We start from the raw sequence: 15,880 nt of genomic DNA, 5'->3' as shown, positions 1-15,880 counted from the left end.
TTGCGATATCGAATGCGGGCAGGTAGGAATCAGGGAGATGAAAATCCTTCTGATCCTCCTGCCCGTTCTTCTTTTCAGCTCCTGCGCCTCGACTGAAACCGCGACGAAGAAGCGCTACGTCTGCAGCTGTGCGGCAGACTGCAAGTGCGTGCGCGAGTCCGACAAGCCGGGCAAGTGCGGCTGCGGGAAGGAGATGAAGCTGGTGGAATAAGGGGGATTTTTTCCACCCGGTTTGCCGGGATGCGACGTGCTAGGATCACGGGATTCCGCGCGATCCTATTCTATCATGTCACTCGATTCCCTTTTCTCCAGCCTGAGCAATTCAAAGAGCGATCCCAAGTCCCTGCTGGGCGGGCTACTGGGATCCTCAGGCGCACAGGGAGCCTTGGGGGGTGCGGCATCGGGAGCACTGGTCTCCATGCTGATGAACGGCAAGGCGCGGAAGAAGATCCAGAAGAACGCCGTGAAGGTGGGCGGCATGGCCGCGATCGCGGGCGTGGGTTACTACGCCTATCAGAAGTGGCAGCAGAGCAAGCAGGATTCCGCACCGGCACAAGTCCAGGTGCTGCCTGCTGCAGCACCGGCCGCCAACTTGATTCCACCGCCGCTCCCGCCCGATCTCGCCGGGGCGAGCTTTCAGGTAAGGGTCACGGGCGAGCTTCCGATGAAGATGGTGCTCGCGATGATCGCCGCGGCCGCCGCGGATGGCACGATCGATAGCGTCGAGATGAGCGCGCTGGCGGATGCGATCGACAACGCCCCGGTGGAAGCCGCCGAGAAGGCGCGCCTGACGAGTGCCCTCAACAAGCCGCCCACGGTGGAAGAAATCGCCGGACTCGCGAATGGCCCGGAGGAGGCTAGCGAGATCTACGGTGCGGCCCTGACTTCCATCGAGGTGGACACTCCCTCCGAGCATCTCTTCCTGCGCCGCTTGTCGAAGGCCCTCGATCTCGACGAGCAACTCGTCGCCACGGTGCACGAGACCCTGGAGAAGGCCTGAGGAAGCGGCGCTTGCGCTGCGCCACTTCGATCACCCTTCGGCTATTGTTATCCCCGACTTATCCTTACGACGTTTCTTGTCGGACAGGTGGTCTGCTAGCGATGTTCCAAGGCGTCTCTATCCACGGCAGCATCCGATAAAACTGAAACCCCCGGCATGCCGCGGGCGGATGAAGACACTGCGATGGGGTTAAGCGCGATCTTCAGGGAGCAAGTTTCAAACAGCGGGCCCCATCTTTTGTTGAGTTTTATCACGAGACTATTGCGCGGCGCGCGCGGCGGGAGTATCCGCATGCCCGCCTTTAGTTGATATGAAGCTCTCCCGCGCGAGCGCCCCATTGTTGGCGGCATTGTTAGGAGCCTGTGCGCTCCAGTCGCCAGCTTCACGCAGCGGCGAAGCCGGAGATATTCCCGGCAGTTGGTCCGCCACCAAACAAGCCCGCGCCGGGATCGATCACCACTGGGTGAGCAAGATCGGCGGCTCGCAGCTCGAGCGTCTCGTCGCGGAAGCCCAGCGCTCGAATCCCAGCCTGCGCGCCTCCGCCGCCCGCGTGGAACAAGCCGCCGCGGTGGCGAAGATCGCCGGAGCCGACCGCCTGCCCACACTCGGTGCCGGACTGAATGCCTCGCGGCAGAAGCAGAACTTCATCGGCCTGCCCGGAGCCAGCGGCGGCTCCACCAACAATAGCTTCGGCGTCTCGCTTCAGGCCGCGTGGGAAGTCGATCTCTGGGGCAAGGCGAAGGCCGGCACGGAAGCCGCGATCGCCGATGCCGAGGCCCAAGCCCAGGCGGACCGCGCGCTGCGCAGCTCGCTGGCCGCCCAGGTGGCGAAGGCATGGCTGGCGGTGGCGGAGAGCAACGAACAGATCACCCTGGCCGAGAAGGCGGTGAAGTCCCGCGAGGAATCCTCCACACTGGTGCGCGAGCGCTTCGAGCGTGCGATCGCGGAAGACGGAGGATCGGCCGCACAGGTGCGGCTGAGCGAAACCGAACTCGCCACGAGCCGCTCGGATCTGGAACGCCGCCGCGGCGAACGCGAGCGGACCCTGCGGCAATTGGAGCTTCTGTTAGGCCGCTATCCCTCCGGCGACGTGGCCGCCGCGGCCAAGCTGCCGAAACTCCCCGCCCCTCCCCCGTCCGGCCTGCCATCGGAGCTGCTACTACGCCGCCCGGATTTGTTAGAAGCGGAGCGTCGTCTCGCTTCCGCCGGCCGCCGCAAGGATGAATCGGTCAAGGCCCTCTACCCTAGCATCAGCCTGACCGGCAGCCTGGGCACCACCACCGACCAACTGGAGAAGATCCTGAGCAGCTCGAACGGTGTCTGGGCACTGGGTGGCAGCCTCTCGCAACCGATCTTCCAAGGCGGTCGCCTGCGCGCCGGCATCGAACAGGCGGATGCCAAGGAGCAGGAAGCGATCGCGAACCTCCAACGGGTCACGCTCGATGCCTTCGGCGAGGTCGAGCAAGCGCTGGTCGCCGAGACCTATCTCCGCCGCCAGGAGCAGGAGCTGCAGCGCACAGTGGAATTCGCAGACGATGCCGCGCTGCGCTCGAACGAGGAATTCCGCAACGGCACCGGTGGCGTGCTGACCTATCTCGAAGCCCAGAACCGCCAGATCGAGGCCGCGGCCGCGCTCGTGAGGGTGCGCCGGCTGCTGCTCGATAACCGCGTCAACCTTCACCTCGCGCTCGGCGGCGACGTCGTGCTGCGCGGTCCCTGATTTCTCCTCCGTCCACTTCCATGAAACGCGTCGTCCAGATTGCTCTGGCTATTTTGATCGTTGTTGTCGGTCTCGTCATCGCTGGCGGCCTGATGAGTTTGAAGAAGACGCCGGAGCAGACGGTGCCGCCGAAGCCGATCCCGGAGGTGGAGACGATCACGGCGCGGACGCAGGATCTGAAGGTGATGATCCCCGCGCAGGGGACGGTGGAACCCGCCACGGTGACACGGGCCGCAGCCGAGGTGGAAGGCACGGTGATCGCGGTCTCCCCGGACTACGAGGCAGGAGGCAATTTCAAGGAAGGCGACGTGCTGCTGGAGATCGATCCCTCCGACTACAAGGCGGCGCTGGCACAGGCCGAATCCTCGCTGGCGGATGCCAAGCTGCAGGTAGTGCAGGAGGAGATGAAAGCAGAGCAGGCCGAGCGCGATTGGGAGCGGATCGCCCGTCCCGGGCAGACGCCGAACGATCTCGTGCGCCGCATCCCGCAACTGGCGGCGGCCCGTGCGAAGGCCGAGGCGATGCAGGCGGCGGTGGATCGCGCGATGCGGGATCTGGAGCGCACCAAGCTGCGCGCGCCCTACGATGGCCGTATCCGCCAGAAGCTCGTCGATCTCGGCACGCGGGTGGCGAAGGCAGGCGCGCTGGCCGAGTTCTACGCGACCAAGACGCTCGAAGTCCGGCTGCCGGTGCCGCGTCAGGATTCCGCCTTCTTCGACCTGAAGGGACAGGAAATCATCCTGAAGGAAACCGGCGGACAAGACAGGACCTGGAAAGCCGTGGTCGATCGAACCGAGGGCGAGATCCAGCGCGCGAACCGCTCGATCATGGTGGTGGCCCGCATCGACGGTACGCCACCGGATGCGCCCCTGCCCGGGCAGTTCGTTCACACCGAGATCGAGGGCCTGACCATCGAAAAGGTGGTGCGGGTCCCGCGCCGCGCCTTCGTGAAGAGCGATCTGGTGATGATCGTGGGCGATGGCCACACCGTGACCACCCGCCAGGTGAAGGTGGTGCGCACCGAGAGCGACGACGTACTCGTCTCCGAGGGCATCAAGGACGGTGAACAGCTTTGCGTGACCGCGCTCACCGCGGTGATCGAAGGGATGGAAGTGAATGTCGTCTCCAAGGACGGCAAGCCGGTCGAGAAATGAAGGGACTCATCGAATTCTGGGCGCGGAACAAGGTCGCCGCGAACTTCCTGATGATCGCGCTCTTCGCGGGCGGACTGGTCACGTGGATCCGTTTGAAGAAAGAGATCTTCCCGGAGATCTCCGCGAACTTCATCACGGTCAATACCCCCTACCCGAACGCCACTCCCGAGGAAGTGGAGAAGGGTGTCTGCGTCCCGGTGGAGGAAGCCATCCAGGATCTCGACGGCATCGAGAGGCTCACTTCCACCAGCGCCGAGGGCGTGGGTGTGGTCGTGGTGGAAGTCGCGTCGGGGAAGGACACGCGCAAGGTGCTGAACGACGTCAAGAGCCGCGTCGATGCGATCCAGAACTTCGCCGAAAGCGTCGAGAAGCCGATCATCGCGGACGTGCTGCTGAAGCACCAGGTGATGAGCCTGGCCGTGACCGCCGACACCGACGAACGAACCCTGCGCGCGATCGCGGAAGACGTGCGCGACGACCTGCTTGCTTACCGCGCCCAGCCGCCCGGCGATATCTGGGCGAAGGAGCATGGCCGCGAACCCGAAGGCGGATGGGAGAAGTTCCAGGCCTTCTTCAAAAACGGCTGGCCCGCGGCAAAGCATCGCGTGGGCTCGGCGGTACTGGATGAGGCCCGCATCACCCAGATCGAACTGGCCGGCGTGCGCGATCACGAGATTTCGATCGAGGTCTCGGAGAACACGCTGAAGGAGTATGGCCTGACCTTCGAGCAGGTGGCGAATGCGGTGCGCGCAACCTCGATCGACCTGCCCGGCGGCTCGGTGCGGACGAAGGCGGGCGAGATCCTGATCCGCGCGCAGAACCGCCGCTACGAAGCCGCGGAGATCGAGACGATCACCGTCGTCACGCGCCCGGACGGCACGGTGGTGAAGCTCGGCGACATCGCCAAGGTGGTAGATGGCTTCAAGGAAGAGGACCTCTACTCCCGCTACGACGGTCACCCGGCGATCATCCTGAACATCTTCCGCACCGGTGAGGAGGATACCCTCCGAGTGGCACAACTGGTCCGCGACTTCGTGGCCGAGAAGGAGCTCCACGTGCCCAAGGGCGTGAACCTGGAGATCTGGAACGACGAGTCCGTACTGCTCCAAGGCCGCATCGACCTGCTGCTGGAGGATGGCTTCCAAGGCTTCATCCTCGTTTACATCGCGCTGGCCCTGTTCCTGCGGCCCGCCTTGGCCTTCCACGTCGCACTCGGGATTCCGATCGCCTTCGCGGGCGCGCTGCTGGCCCTGCCCTACGGCGATATCTCGCTGAATATGATCTCGCTCTTCGCCTTCATCCTCGTGCTGGGGATCGTGACGGACGATGCGATCGTGGTGGGCGAGCGCGTGAACGAACGCATCGAGCAAGGCGAGCCCGCGCACCTGGCAGCACCGCGAGGCACCTGGGAGGTGATGAGCGTGGCGGCCTTCGGCGTCTTTACCACGATGATCGCCTTCATGCCGATGTTCGGCGTACAGGGGGTGAGCGGGAACATCTGGCGGCAGATCCCGTGGATCGTGATCCCGGTGCTGATCGTCTCGCTGATCGAGACCAACCTGATCCTGCCGGCGCACCTTTCGCACCTGAAGCCGGTGAACCCGAATCACCCGAACCGCTTCCTGCGGCTGCAGCGGAAGATCGCGGGCACGCTCGATCTATTCGTGCAGCATGTCTACGGGCCGCTGCTGAGATGGCTGGTGGAGTGGCGGCATGCCACGGTAGCCACCTTCGCCGCGATCCTCTTTATCACGCTGGGCCTGTTAGGCAGCGGACGCCTGATCAAGTTCGAGTTCATGCCGCGCGTGGAGGCGGAGGTCATCAGCGCGAAGCTGACCCTGCCGAACGGTGTGCCGGTGGAGGTGACAGAGGCCGCGATCCGCAAGATCGAGGAAGCCGCGCTGGCGATCCAGCGCGAGGTGCAGGACGAGAAGGGCCGCCCGATCATCAAGCACGCGCTCTCCAGCGTGGGCTCGCAGCCCTACACGCCGGGCCTGAGCTTCTCCGCTTCCAAAGGCGTGAACGTGGGCGAAGTCACGGTGGAGCTCCAAGGCGCGGATTCCCGCAATAAGCCGGAACTGCTCGCGGACGCGATCATCGCGGACTGGCGCAAGCGGGTCGGCGCGATCCCCGGCGCGGTGGAGCTTTCCTTCCAGCTCCAAACCTCCGCCGGAGGAAATGCGGTGGACCTCGAGCTCACCGGGCCGGACATGGAGGAGCTCGATGAGGCCGCGGAGTTCGTGAAGGAACAGCTCGCGACCCGGAACGGGATCATCGACATCGGCGATAGCAATCTGGACGGCAAGCGCGAGGTGAAGCTGGGCGTAACCCAGACCGGCGAGGCACTGGGCCTGCGGCTCGACACGATCGCGCGGCAGGTGCGGCAGGCATTCTACGGCGAGGAAGTGCAGCGCCTGCAACGCGGGCGCGACGAGGTGCGCGTCTACGTGCGCTATCCCTACGAGGAACGCCGTAGCTTGCAGAATCTCTCGGACATGCGGATCCGCACCCAGGAGGGCGAGGAGATCCCCTTCGGTGAAGTCGCGAATGCCGAGGAGGGCCGCGGCTATGCGGTGATCCGCCGCGCGAACCGCTTCCGCTCGATCAGCGTGACCGCGGACATCGACCGCACCAACCCGAACGCGAACGCGAACGAGGTGGTGGAGTGGATGAAGACGGATCTCTTCCCCGCGATGCACAGCAAATTCCCGAGCGTGATGTGGGGCTTCCAGGGCGAGCAGAAGGACCAGCGCGAGAGCGTCTCGGATCTCTCGAAGGGCTTCGTGCTGGCACTCTTCGGCATCTTCATGGTGCTGGCGCTGCCGCTGCGGAGCTACACCCAGCCGCTCATCGTGATGTGCGTGATCCCCTTCGGCATGATCGGGGCGGTCATCGGGCACATCATGTTCCAGATGAACTTCAGCGTCATGAGCATCATCGGCGTGATCGCGCTCGCGGGCGTGGTGATCAACGAGAGCCTGGTGTTGGTCGAGTTCATGAACCGCTACCGACGCGAAGGGCACACTGTGAAGGAGGCGGTGCACCGTGGCGGCAAGGCGCGCTTCACGCCGATCTTCCTGACCTCCGTCACCAGCTTCATCGGCCTGCTGCCGATGATCACGGAGACCAGCGTGCAGGCGAAGTTCCTGATCCCGATGGCGGTGAGCCTTGCCTTCGGCGGCTTGATCAACCTCTTCAACACCCTGCTGCTGGTGCCCTGCGTCTACTGTCTCTTCGAGGACATCCGCGCGCGGATCTACACGAAGGAAGCGCTGAAGCGGCACGAGGAGGAACTCATCCGCGATGCGAACGAGCATGCGCTGGAGGGAAATGCATGACGATACCGCGACCTGCGGCATCCTTCCTTCACAACCGCCAGGCTGAGTAAGCTCGCGCAATTTCCATCAAACGCTGGAAACTTGCCCGAATGACCTTCTCCCTCCCATGGGGAAATTCGTCGCCTGATTCCCGCTGGTATTCCGCCCATCGCTGAAGGTATGGATCAAAGAGAACCTCCAGCTCTTCGGGAGCCGGAGCGCTTTTCACCATACCCTTTTCACTGAGCGCGAATATCATTTCTATCCTGACGAAGAGCTCGTCGATCTCCTCGTCATCGTATTCGTGCGCCCGGGGGTGCTGGAGCAACTCCATCACACGCCCAAACAGCTCGTCGCATATGTCCGCGAGCGCATCGAGCGCACCATCCGATTCAAGATTACCATCGCCCCAGGCTCCCATAGATAGGAGTTCTTCTCACCGGGGTAAGGCCGCGTCACAAGGGAAAACCGCGATCAACGCCCGGCGGTCTGCACCTCGTATTCCACGGGCGCTACCGGGTCGGGCACCTGATTGAAGACCGGCGGCAGCGTTTTCAGATACGCATAGATCGCTTTCAGATCCTCGTCGCTCGCCTTGCCGAGGGCTTCCCATGGCATCGGCGGGAGGATCGCGCGGCCGATGCCACGGCTCTTGCCGGTCTTCATCGCGGAGATGAAGACATCCTCCGACCACAGGCCGGTGGCGGGATCCGGAGTCAGATTCGAGGCATAGCTGATGCCCCAAGGGCCGCTCCACGCGGTCATGCCAACGGTGGCGGCACCCCATGGCCCGCCGGTCTGGGCAGGGTTGGGCAGTTCCATGTCTTCCGGATGACCGGCGAAGGCGCGGCTCTCGTCATTCACGAGGCCCCTGTCGGTCATGATCTTCGGCGTGTGGCAGTCGGCACAGCCGCCGAGCGAAACGAGATACTTGCCGTGTGCCACTTTCTCCGCCTCGGTCCGCTCGGGCTTCCGCAATTCGGGACCGAGACAGATGTAGAGGATGCCACCGAGGAGGAGGGTGTAGGAGATCGCTGGACTGAACTTCATGGCGACGGAGGAGGATTGCCGCAATCGAAGCACCGGGTCTGAAATCCGTAAATGGGACTAAAGTAGGATGCCGGCGAGGAGAGCGAACATGTGAATTCGAGGTCGGTTTCAGGAATCTGCGTAAATGGAACGAAAGGTGTAGTGGCCGCTGCTTTTCAAACCGACGGGAGACGGGCTATAAATATTCATGGCAATTGCAGCAGGCCCCAGCACCCCACCCGCCACGGGTGCCGGCGGGCTGCGTGCCCTCTTCGAGCACAGCGCGGATGCGATGTTCCTGCTGGATCCGGTGGAGGCCGCGATTCTCGCCTGCAATCCCTCAGCGGCTGCCCTTTGCGGATTCGCAGGCCCCGATGATCTGGCTGGCATGCCCTTCACCGATCTGGCTCCGGAGCTACAGGCGGACGGCCAGCACTCGCGGGTGGCACTGGCAAAAGCCTTTCAGCAAGCGATGGCGAACGGCAGCCACCGTCTGGAGTGGCAATGCCGCGGCAGCGAGGGCGGGACCTCCTATCAGGACATCGTGATCTCCGCGGTCCCGAGTGATGGCGGCACGCAACTCCTGCTAAGTGCCCGCGATATCACCGAGCGCAAGTTGATCGAGAACCGGCTGCGCCTCTCCGAAACCCGCTGGCGCCGGGTCTTCGAGCAATCTCCCATCAGCCTTCAGATCTTCGCCCCGGACGGCACGGCGCGCGAGGTGAACCAAGCTTTCAAGGATCTCTTCCAGCTCGATATGGAAGACCTGCAAGGCTTCAGCATCCTCAGCGACCAGCAACTCGCCGAGGCCGGCTTCTCACTGCTGGTCGAGCGGGCCTTCGAAGGCCACGTGGCCACGATCCCGCCGATCCCCTTCGAGCTGCGAGCCCTGCCGAATCAGGCTCCGCGGGGCAAGCGCTGGATCGGCTCGACCATGTTCCCGGTGCTGGACTCGCAGGGCAGGGTCATCGAGGTGGTCTGCGTCCACCGCGACGACACCGCCCGCGCGGAGGCGGAGGCGAAGTTCCGGGTGCTCAATCAATCGCTGGAGGACCGGATCGCCGAGGCGACCGCAGAGCTACGGGCCTCCGAGGAGCGGTTCAAGCGGCTCTTCGAATTCTCCCCGCTCGGCATCGGCCTGGTGAACGAGGAAGGCAAATTCCAACAGGTCAACTCCGCCTTCGCCGAAATGCTGGGCTACACGCAGGAGGAACTCAGCGCGCTGACCTATTGGGACATCACGCCGGTCCAGCATTTCGCCGGTCAGCAGACCTTCATCGATAAGCTGAAGGAGACCGGACGCTTCGGTCCCTTCGAGAAGGAATACATCTGCAAGGACGGCTCCCGGATCCCGGTCATGTTGAATGGCATGCGGGTCGTCTCCTCGACCGGCGAGGTGCAGATCTGGGGCATCGCGGAGGACATCACGCTGCGCAAGCAGGCCGAACGCGCCCTTCTGGACTCGGAAGAGAAGTTCAAGGCACTCTTCGAATTCTCGCCGCTGGGCATGGCCCGCGTGAGCTGGGAGGGCGACTTTCTGCAGGTGAACGAATCCTTCGCGCGGATGGTCGGTCGCAGCGTGGATGAGGTCCACACCCTCTCCTACTGGGACGTCACGCCGATCAAATACGAGGAGCAGGAGAAAGAGATCCTGCGGATCGTGAAGGAGCAAGGCACCTTCGGACCTTTCGAGAAGGAGTACATCCATAGCGACGGGCATCTCGTCCCGATCGTCCTGAGCGGCATGCTCTTCCGCAGCTCGGACGGCGAGGAGCAGCTCTGGGGCATCGCCGTGGATACGACCGAGCGCACCCGTGCGGAGAGCGCGCTGCGCGAATCCGAGCGGAAGTTCCGCACGCTCTTCGAGACCTCCAGCCAAGGGGTGATGCTGCATGAGAACGAGTTCTTCTCGGAAGTGAATCCTGCCGCCGCGAGGATCTTCGGCCGCGAACCGCAGGAGATCATCGGCCTGCATCCGGCGGACTTTTCCCCCGAATTCCAGCCGGATGGAGAATCCTCCGAATCCGCCTCGAAGCGCCACATGCAGAAGTGCATGGAGCATGGCAGCACCACCTTCGAGTGGAGCCAGCTCCACGCGCAGGGCCACGAGGTGCTGATGGAAGTCACGCTCACGCAGATCCCGGACAAGGAGAAGAGCCGCATGCAAGCCGTGGTGAGCGACATCTCCGAACGCCGCCGTGCCGAAACGGAAATGAAGCGCGCGCTCGAACGGGAGCGCGAGCTGAACCAGCTCAAGAGCAACTTCGTCTCCACCGTCTCGCACGAATTCCGCACCCCGCTCGGCATCATCCAGTCCTCCGCGGAGATCCTCGATGATTACCTCGACCGGCTCGACCCGGAAGAGCGCCGCGAGCAGCTACAATCGATCATCAAGAACTCGCGACGCATGGCCGGGCTGATGGAGGACGTGCTCCTGCTAGGTCGTCTCGATGCGGGCCGTATGCAGTTCATCCCCGGCCCGCTCGACCTCGCCGCGCTCTGCCGCCGCCTGGTGGATGAGGTGAACTCGGTCTCCGCCGCCCGCTGCGCGATCGAGTTCTCCACCGCCGGCCTGCCTCCCGAGGTGGAGGCGGACGAGAAGCTGCTGCGCCATGTGCTGCTGAATCTGCTCAACAACGCGGTGAAGTATTCCGAGCCGGGCCAGACGGTGGTCTTCGGTGCGACCTGCACCGGCAATGCCATCAGCTTCCTGGTGCGCGACCACGGCATCGGCATTCCCGCCGACGAACAAGGACATCTGTTCGACGCCTTCCAGCGCGGCTCGAATGTCGGCCAACGCCCCGGCACCGGCCTCGGGCTGGTGATCGTGAAACAGAGCGTGGAGCTGCATGGCGGCACCATCGATCTGGTCAGCGCGGTCGGCAGCGGCACCACCGCCCTCGTTACCATTCCCCTCCACAGCGATCTCCAGACGCCATGAAGACCATCCTGATCATCGAAGACGAGCCGGAGATGCGCCGCAATCTTGCGACCATCCTGCGCTTGGAAAAATACAACCCGCTCACCGCGGAGAATGGCCGGGAGGGATTGGAGATGGCCATGAAGGAGACGCCCGATCTGATCCTCTGCGACGTGATGATGCCGGAGCTGGATGGCTACGGCGTCTTGCGCGAGCTCCGCGCCACTTCCGCCACCGAGGCCACGCCCTTCATCTTCCTCACCGCCCGCGGTGAGAAGCCGGACGTGCGCGCCGGCATGAATCTGGGGGCCGACGACTATCTCACCAAGCCGGTAGCGAAGAGCGACTTGCTCTCCGCGATCCGCACCCGCATCGAGCGCGCCCGCCAGACCGCGGTGCCAGAGTTCAAGCCTGACTTCACTTCGCCTCTGCCGCTGGAGAAAGAGCTCGGCCTGACCCCGCGCGTGGCGGAGTCCCTGCTCTGGCTCGCCCAAGGCAAGACCAACGGCGACATCGCCACCATCCTCGGCATCAGCGAGGCGACGGTGAAGAAGCACGTGCTCGATATCTTCGAGAAGCTCGGCGTGGAGACGCGCACGGCGGCCTGCCTGAGGGCGCTGGAGGTGCTCAGCGGCGGGGATTGATGGTCATTCACCGCAGACCCAATTTGCTACGGATTCCGGGAGCCTCGGTTTCCGTAGCCCACGAAGCAAACTGTGAAAGCAAGACAACCCGTTCCATCCCCAATGCGACCTTCCGCGTGGGAAAGTTAGGAAACTTGGGAAACTTCCAAGCCAGGAACTTTTCTTTCGAGCTTGGATGCAAGGAGGCAAACCATCGGGACTGCATCTGTCCTTTCTGAAACTGGGGTCCCAAGAGCATCCAGTAGATCCGCACCTTCGATCCTCCTTTGATTCTCCAATGCGGATTCGCGATTGTCTCGACATCCTGACATGAAGCGAGGGGATCCCCCTTCGCCAAAGCACGGTCGAGGTCCCTGCGGATTCTCATCAAAGGTGTCTCTCCTCCCCGCGGTTGATTGCTGAAAATCGCCGCAATCTCCCCATTCCGGGCACCATCCGTCGGAGATTCCCCGAAGAGGCGGGCGATATCATCCATGCATGACCAATCTGAATCCTCCTCCCAAGTCTTGTATTGGTGAGGCGTGTTCACAAAAGCGACAATCTTCGTCACATCCCGCGACACCAGAGCGGCGACCCCCAAGTTGTCCGTGGCGCCGCCATCGGTATGCAGATAGCTCCCGGTATGTTTCTTCTGCGGATCTCCCGCAGGCCAATGCGAGTAGTCGGGAAAGCTCCAACTGAACGCACCCACGGTTTCAAGAACTGTCGGTGCGGCACTGGAGATTGCCATCATGTCGCTCAGGGCGAACCTCGGAGACGTGCTCGGATGCAGAAGCCATGTCCACGACCCGAGCCGGGAGCTCACCTCCAAGTTTCCTTTCCCATCGTTCGCACGCAGGATCGGTCCGGTGGACGTGTAGCCGAAGCTATCGACATAGCCTCCGCCCACAGACTCTTCAAAGGGCAAGCTACCGCGATAAAATGAAGGAACCCCGGTGTAGCAGGGAGTCATCTCGAAGGGCATCACGGGCATATCCCGGAAGGGCATGCGAACCCTTTCTTTGATCCCCCCGCAAACGATCAGATAAGGGCGCGATTTCTCCACATAATAAAAATCCCCGTTTGAGACATGCTCCCCCTCGGGATTCTTCCTAGAATATTTGGACCGTGATCTTGCGGCATACTTCGCGACGCTGGGCGCATCAAACGCGAAGAAGTGCTCATGCCCTCCAAGCTCATAGGCTGGCAAGAAAGAGCGGTTCACCATTTGCGCATACCCCTCCTTACTCTTGATCGGCAATGCCGTGGTGAAGTCCATCCCGTGACCAGCCATCAACTTCTCGAACGGGATGGTATTACCACGTTGCCCGGGACCCTCGACAATCTTCTGCCAATTCAGTGTCTCCGGCGGTATGTAATCCGCAAAGAAGTCCCGATCGCTGTACTTCGAGGGCAAGAAGGCATACGGAATCGAGACCCATCCGCCTCCCGAAACCACCGACAAATATTTAGCCTGCGAGAGCAAGCCGTTCCGATCAAGAGCACGCAATTGGCCCAAGCCTGCTGAACCGGACCGGGTACCGCCACCCGAGATGGCGATCCCGAACTCGGGATTCCGTTTCGCCAGTTTGGCTTTGATCGAGGGTATGGTATTCTCGGGGAACTCGAAATCCTCTCGGACTGCATCCGGTGTCTCGGTTTGCCATACTCTCGACACGACATCGACTCTTTGGGGAGGCCAGTGCTTGCAGCCGGCAAACACCCAGACGGATAAGGCACAACTGAAGAGACAGGAGGAAGAGGGGAGCTTCAGGTTCACAACCAAGGGGAGATTAATCTACCCCTACACAACCGGACCACAACTTCCAAGCCTCATCTAGATTGAGAACCCCGCCAGTAGAGCAAGCACGGGCAAGGACACTTGGCATCCCGAAGCAGGCGTTACACCCGCAAAGCAGTGCTGCTTCGCTGTAACATCCGATGACTTGTCTCGAGACGGCACCTCAAATGCTGTAGTTCAGCCTGCAGGCCAGCTGCTGGTCCATCTCCAGCGCGGGCGCATCCTCCCGGCTCACGCCGACGACCACGGCCGGAACCCCGGCGACGGTGGTGTGCGGGGTGACATCCGTGAGCACCACGCTACCGGCACCAACCTTGGCACCCTCGCCGATCTCGACGCGACCGAGAATCTTCGCCCCCGCTCCTAACAGCACGCCGGAGCGCACGATCGGGTGACGGTCGCCGGTTTCCTTACCGGTGCCGCCGAGCGTGACCTCGTGGAGGATCGAGACATTGTCCTCGATGATCGCGGTTTCCCCCACCACGAAGCTGGTCGCGTGGTCGAGCAGGATGCCGCAGCCGATCCGGGCCGCCGGATGGATGTCCACCGCGAAGACCTCGCTGGCCAAGCTCTGGAAATAAAGCGCGAGCTCCTTCCGCCCGTGCTGCCAGAGGTGATGCGAGATCCGGTAGGTCGAAATCGCCATGAAGCCCTTGAAGAAGAGCAGCGGGTGGAGCGGGGAATCGCAGGCCGGGTCGCGATCCACGATCGCGCGGAGATCCCGTGCCACGGCAGCCACCAGGTGGTCATCGCCGCGGAGAATCCCCCCCAACAGCGGCGCCAGCTCCTCGCGGGTCATGTCTTCCCGCGCCAATTTCCGGGCGAGACGCACGCCCAAGGCCGCGCCGAGACAGGATTGATCGAAGATGACCTCCTTCAGAAGCGAGCGCAGATTCGGCTCACGTTTCGCCACTTCCGTCGCGTCGTCCACGATCCATTGCCAAACGCTTTCGACGTCGTTTTCGGCCGACTGACAGAGGCGAACTACCTTCGCGCTTCCTCCCCCATCCCGGGTATGCTGCTTTGCCTCCATGCGAATTTCCCAAAAGCTCGACTACGCTTGCCGGGCGATGGCCCAGTTGGCGAAGCGGTTCGACGGGCGAACTATAACACGTCTGGAGGAACTAGCGCAACGCGAAGCCGTGTCCGCGAACTTCCTAGTCCAGATCCTCAACGACTTGCGTCGTGCAGGGCTGGTGGAAAGCCGACGCGGGAAGAGCGGCGGCTACCTCCTCGCCCGCAAGCCGGACGCCATCAACCTGCGGGAAATCGTCGAAGCTGTGGAGCCCACCCTGCTCTCCTTTTCGATGAAAACCGAGGGCGACAGCGGGATTTCGGTCCGCGCCGCGTGGGAAAAGGTGGCGAACGAACTGAAGCAGAATCTCGCGAACGTGACCCTCGTCCAGCTTTCCGAAAAGTCGGAGGCCCCGATGTTCTACATCTAGAGGGCCTTCTCAAGCCCCCAGCCTGACGATCGATGCCCGCAGCATTTTGACCTGCTGCGCGTGCTCGATCATCCCCTCCTTCAGCAACTTTGTCTGGATCTTTTCGAGCAGGGAATTGCAACGATCTGCCAGCGGCGCGGCCTTCCGGGCGCGCTCGATGTCCGCGAAATGGCACTTCCCGATGTGATCCCGCCGGAGTTGCAGCAATACCTTGGGCGGCTTGGCATCCTGATTCAGCGTGACAAGCCCACCCGCCGTGACGTGATCGATCTCCTTCTGGAAGGCCAGAGCCACCTCCAACTCCCCACGCTTCGCGACATCGAAGCGTAGCGCCATCAGCCCGTCGAAGGACTTCCACTGACAGATGTAGCCTTTTACCCAGTCGGCGTTAGAGGGCACATCAGTCCACGATGCGACAAGCGCATCCTCATTTCCACCGCGATTATCCGGTTCATTGCGCCGCCACGTGTTCCAAGTCATCGGCGTGCCGTCCACCCAGACCCACTTGCCTTCCACCGCTTCATCGGTCGCTCCGAGCCAGACCTCGAATCGGGGTACCACCTTCGAGACCACTTCCCAAGTCTTGGCATCCGCGGCAACTGCGAGTTGCCCACCCGCCAACTCACAGCGCTCCTTGGCTTGTTGCCATGTGCAGGGATCCTCGATCACTGCGAACCAGCTACCTTGGTTGCCAGTATACCACACGGCGTTCTGCGGCACGCCCTTTGGCGCGCGCTGGGGTGCCGCCGCACCGGCAATCACCGGCCAACAAAGCGCGGCCAAGGTCAAAGCACGGACAGGACCCGAAGGGAAGGACAGGGCCATAAAGTTCAAAGGGGGAGTTAGGTGATAGCAGCTATCTGGATGCCAT

At 62.7% G+C, this 15,880-nt stretch carries 13 protein-coding genes; 8 read left to right on the top strand and 5 right to left on the bottom strand.

From position 1 onward, the window contains the following. The first annotated feature begins 37 nt into the window (after positions 1–37). From OJ996_RS21835 to OJ996_RS21815, 5 genes are all read left to right on the top strand, one after another. A complete protein-coding gene (locus tag OJ996_RS21835; RefSeq protein WP_264515817.1) occupies positions 38–211 on the top strand; it encodes a hypothetical protein in 174 nt (57 codons plus the stop codon). A gap of 75 nt (positions 212–286) precedes the next feature. Next, entirely contained in the window at positions 287–1,000 is a 714-nt protein-coding gene (locus OJ996_RS21830; RefSeq protein ID WP_264515816.1) for a tellurite resistance TerB family protein, read from the top strand. 310 nt (positions 1,001–1,310) lie between these two features. After that, complete coding sequence (locus OJ996_RS21825) at positions 1,311–2,720, top strand: efflux transporter outer membrane subunit (RefSeq protein WP_264515815.1); 1,410 nt, start codon at positions 1,311–1,313, stop codon at positions 2,718–2,720. A gap of 20 nt (positions 2,721–2,740) precedes the next feature. Next, the gene (locus OJ996_RS21820; RefSeq protein ID WP_264515814.1) at positions 2,741–3,874 is read left to right on the top strand and encodes an efflux RND transporter periplasmic adaptor subunit; all 1,134 of its coding nucleotides are present in this window, start codon (positions 2,741–2,743) and stop codon (positions 3,872–3,874) included. Continuing rightward, positions 3,871–7,212 carry an efflux RND transporter permease subunit gene (locus OJ996_RS21815; RefSeq protein ID WP_264515813.1) on the top strand — a complete coding sequence of 1,114 codons (3,342 nt, stop codon included), beginning with the start codon at positions 3,871–3,873 and terminating at the stop codon, positions 7,210–7,212. The genes OJ996_RS21820 and OJ996_RS21815 overlap by 4 nt, the downstream gene beginning before the upstream one ends. A gap of 28 nt (positions 7,213–7,240) precedes the next feature. Here the strand turns inward: OJ996_RS21815 and OJ996_RS21810 are convergent, their stop codons facing one another. Continuing rightward, on the bottom strand, positions 7,241–7,612 hold the full coding sequence (locus OJ996_RS21810) for a DUF4259 domain-containing protein (RefSeq protein WP_264515812.1): 372 nt from the start codon (positions 7,610–7,612) through the stop codon (positions 7,241–7,243). Between the two features lie 53 nt (positions 7,613–7,665). Then, the gene (locus tag OJ996_RS21805; protein ID WP_264515811.1) at positions 7,666–8,241 is read right to left on the bottom strand and encodes a diheme cytochrome c-553; all 576 of its coding nucleotides are present in this window, start codon (positions 8,239–8,241) and stop codon (positions 7,666–7,668) included. 187 nt (positions 8,242–8,428) lie between these two features. Between OJ996_RS21805 and OJ996_RS21800 the strand changes: the two genes are divergently transcribed. Both OJ996_RS21800 and OJ996_RS21795 read left to right on the top strand, forming a co-directional pair. Next, the gene (locus tag OJ996_RS21800; protein ID WP_264515810.1) at positions 8,429–11,161 is read left to right on the top strand and encodes a sensor histidine kinase; all 2,733 of its coding nucleotides are present in this window, start codon (positions 8,429–8,431) and stop codon (positions 11,159–11,161) included. Continuing rightward, positions 11,158–11,784: a response regulator transcription factor gene (locus OJ996_RS21795; RefSeq protein ID WP_264515809.1), complete on the top strand. Its 627-nt coding sequence runs from the start codon at positions 11,158–11,160 to the stop codon at positions 11,782–11,784. Before OJ996_RS21800 ends, OJ996_RS21795 begins: the two co-directional genes overlap by 4 nt. Before the next feature lie 7 nt (positions 11,785–11,791). On the opposite strand, the gene OJ996_RS21790 is transcribed toward OJ996_RS21795, so the two are convergent. Continuing rightward, positions 11,792–13,543, bottom strand: a complete 1,752-nt coding sequence (locus OJ996_RS21790; RefSeq protein ID WP_264515808.1) for a patatin-like phospholipase family protein — start codon at positions 13,541–13,543, stop codon at positions 11,792–11,794. 184 nt (positions 13,544–13,727) lie between these two features. After that, positions 13,728–14,597: a serine O-acetyltransferase gene (gene cysE / locus OJ996_RS21785; protein WP_264515807.1), complete on the bottom strand. Its 870-nt coding sequence runs from the start codon at positions 14,595–14,597 to the stop codon at positions 13,728–13,730. On the opposite strand from cysE, the gene OJ996_RS21780 reads away from it, so the two are divergent. Continuing rightward, positions 14,596–15,009: an RrF2 family transcriptional regulator gene (locus tag OJ996_RS21780; protein ID WP_264515806.1), complete on the top strand. Its 414-nt coding sequence runs from the start codon at positions 14,596–14,598 to the stop codon at positions 15,007–15,009. The genes cysE and OJ996_RS21780 overlap by 2 nt on opposite strands. Before the next feature lie 9 nt (positions 15,010–15,018). Here the strand turns inward: OJ996_RS21780 and OJ996_RS21775 are convergent, their stop codons facing one another. Then, positions 15,019–15,834: a lectin-like protein gene (locus OJ996_RS21775; RefSeq protein WP_264515805.1), complete on the bottom strand. Its 816-nt coding sequence runs from the start codon at positions 15,832–15,834 to the stop codon at positions 15,019–15,021. Between the last annotated feature and the right edge of the window lie 46 nt (positions 15,835–15,880).

It is taken from the genome of Luteolibacter rhizosphaerae (assembly GCF_025950095.1).
Taxonomy (GTDB): domain Bacteria; phylum Verrucomicrobiota; class Verrucomicrobiia; order Verrucomicrobiales; family Akkermansiaceae; genus Haloferula; species Haloferula rhizosphaerae.
The sequence above is the reverse complement of the archived record's forward strand: the minus strand, read 5'-3'. Positions and strand labels throughout refer to the sequence as shown.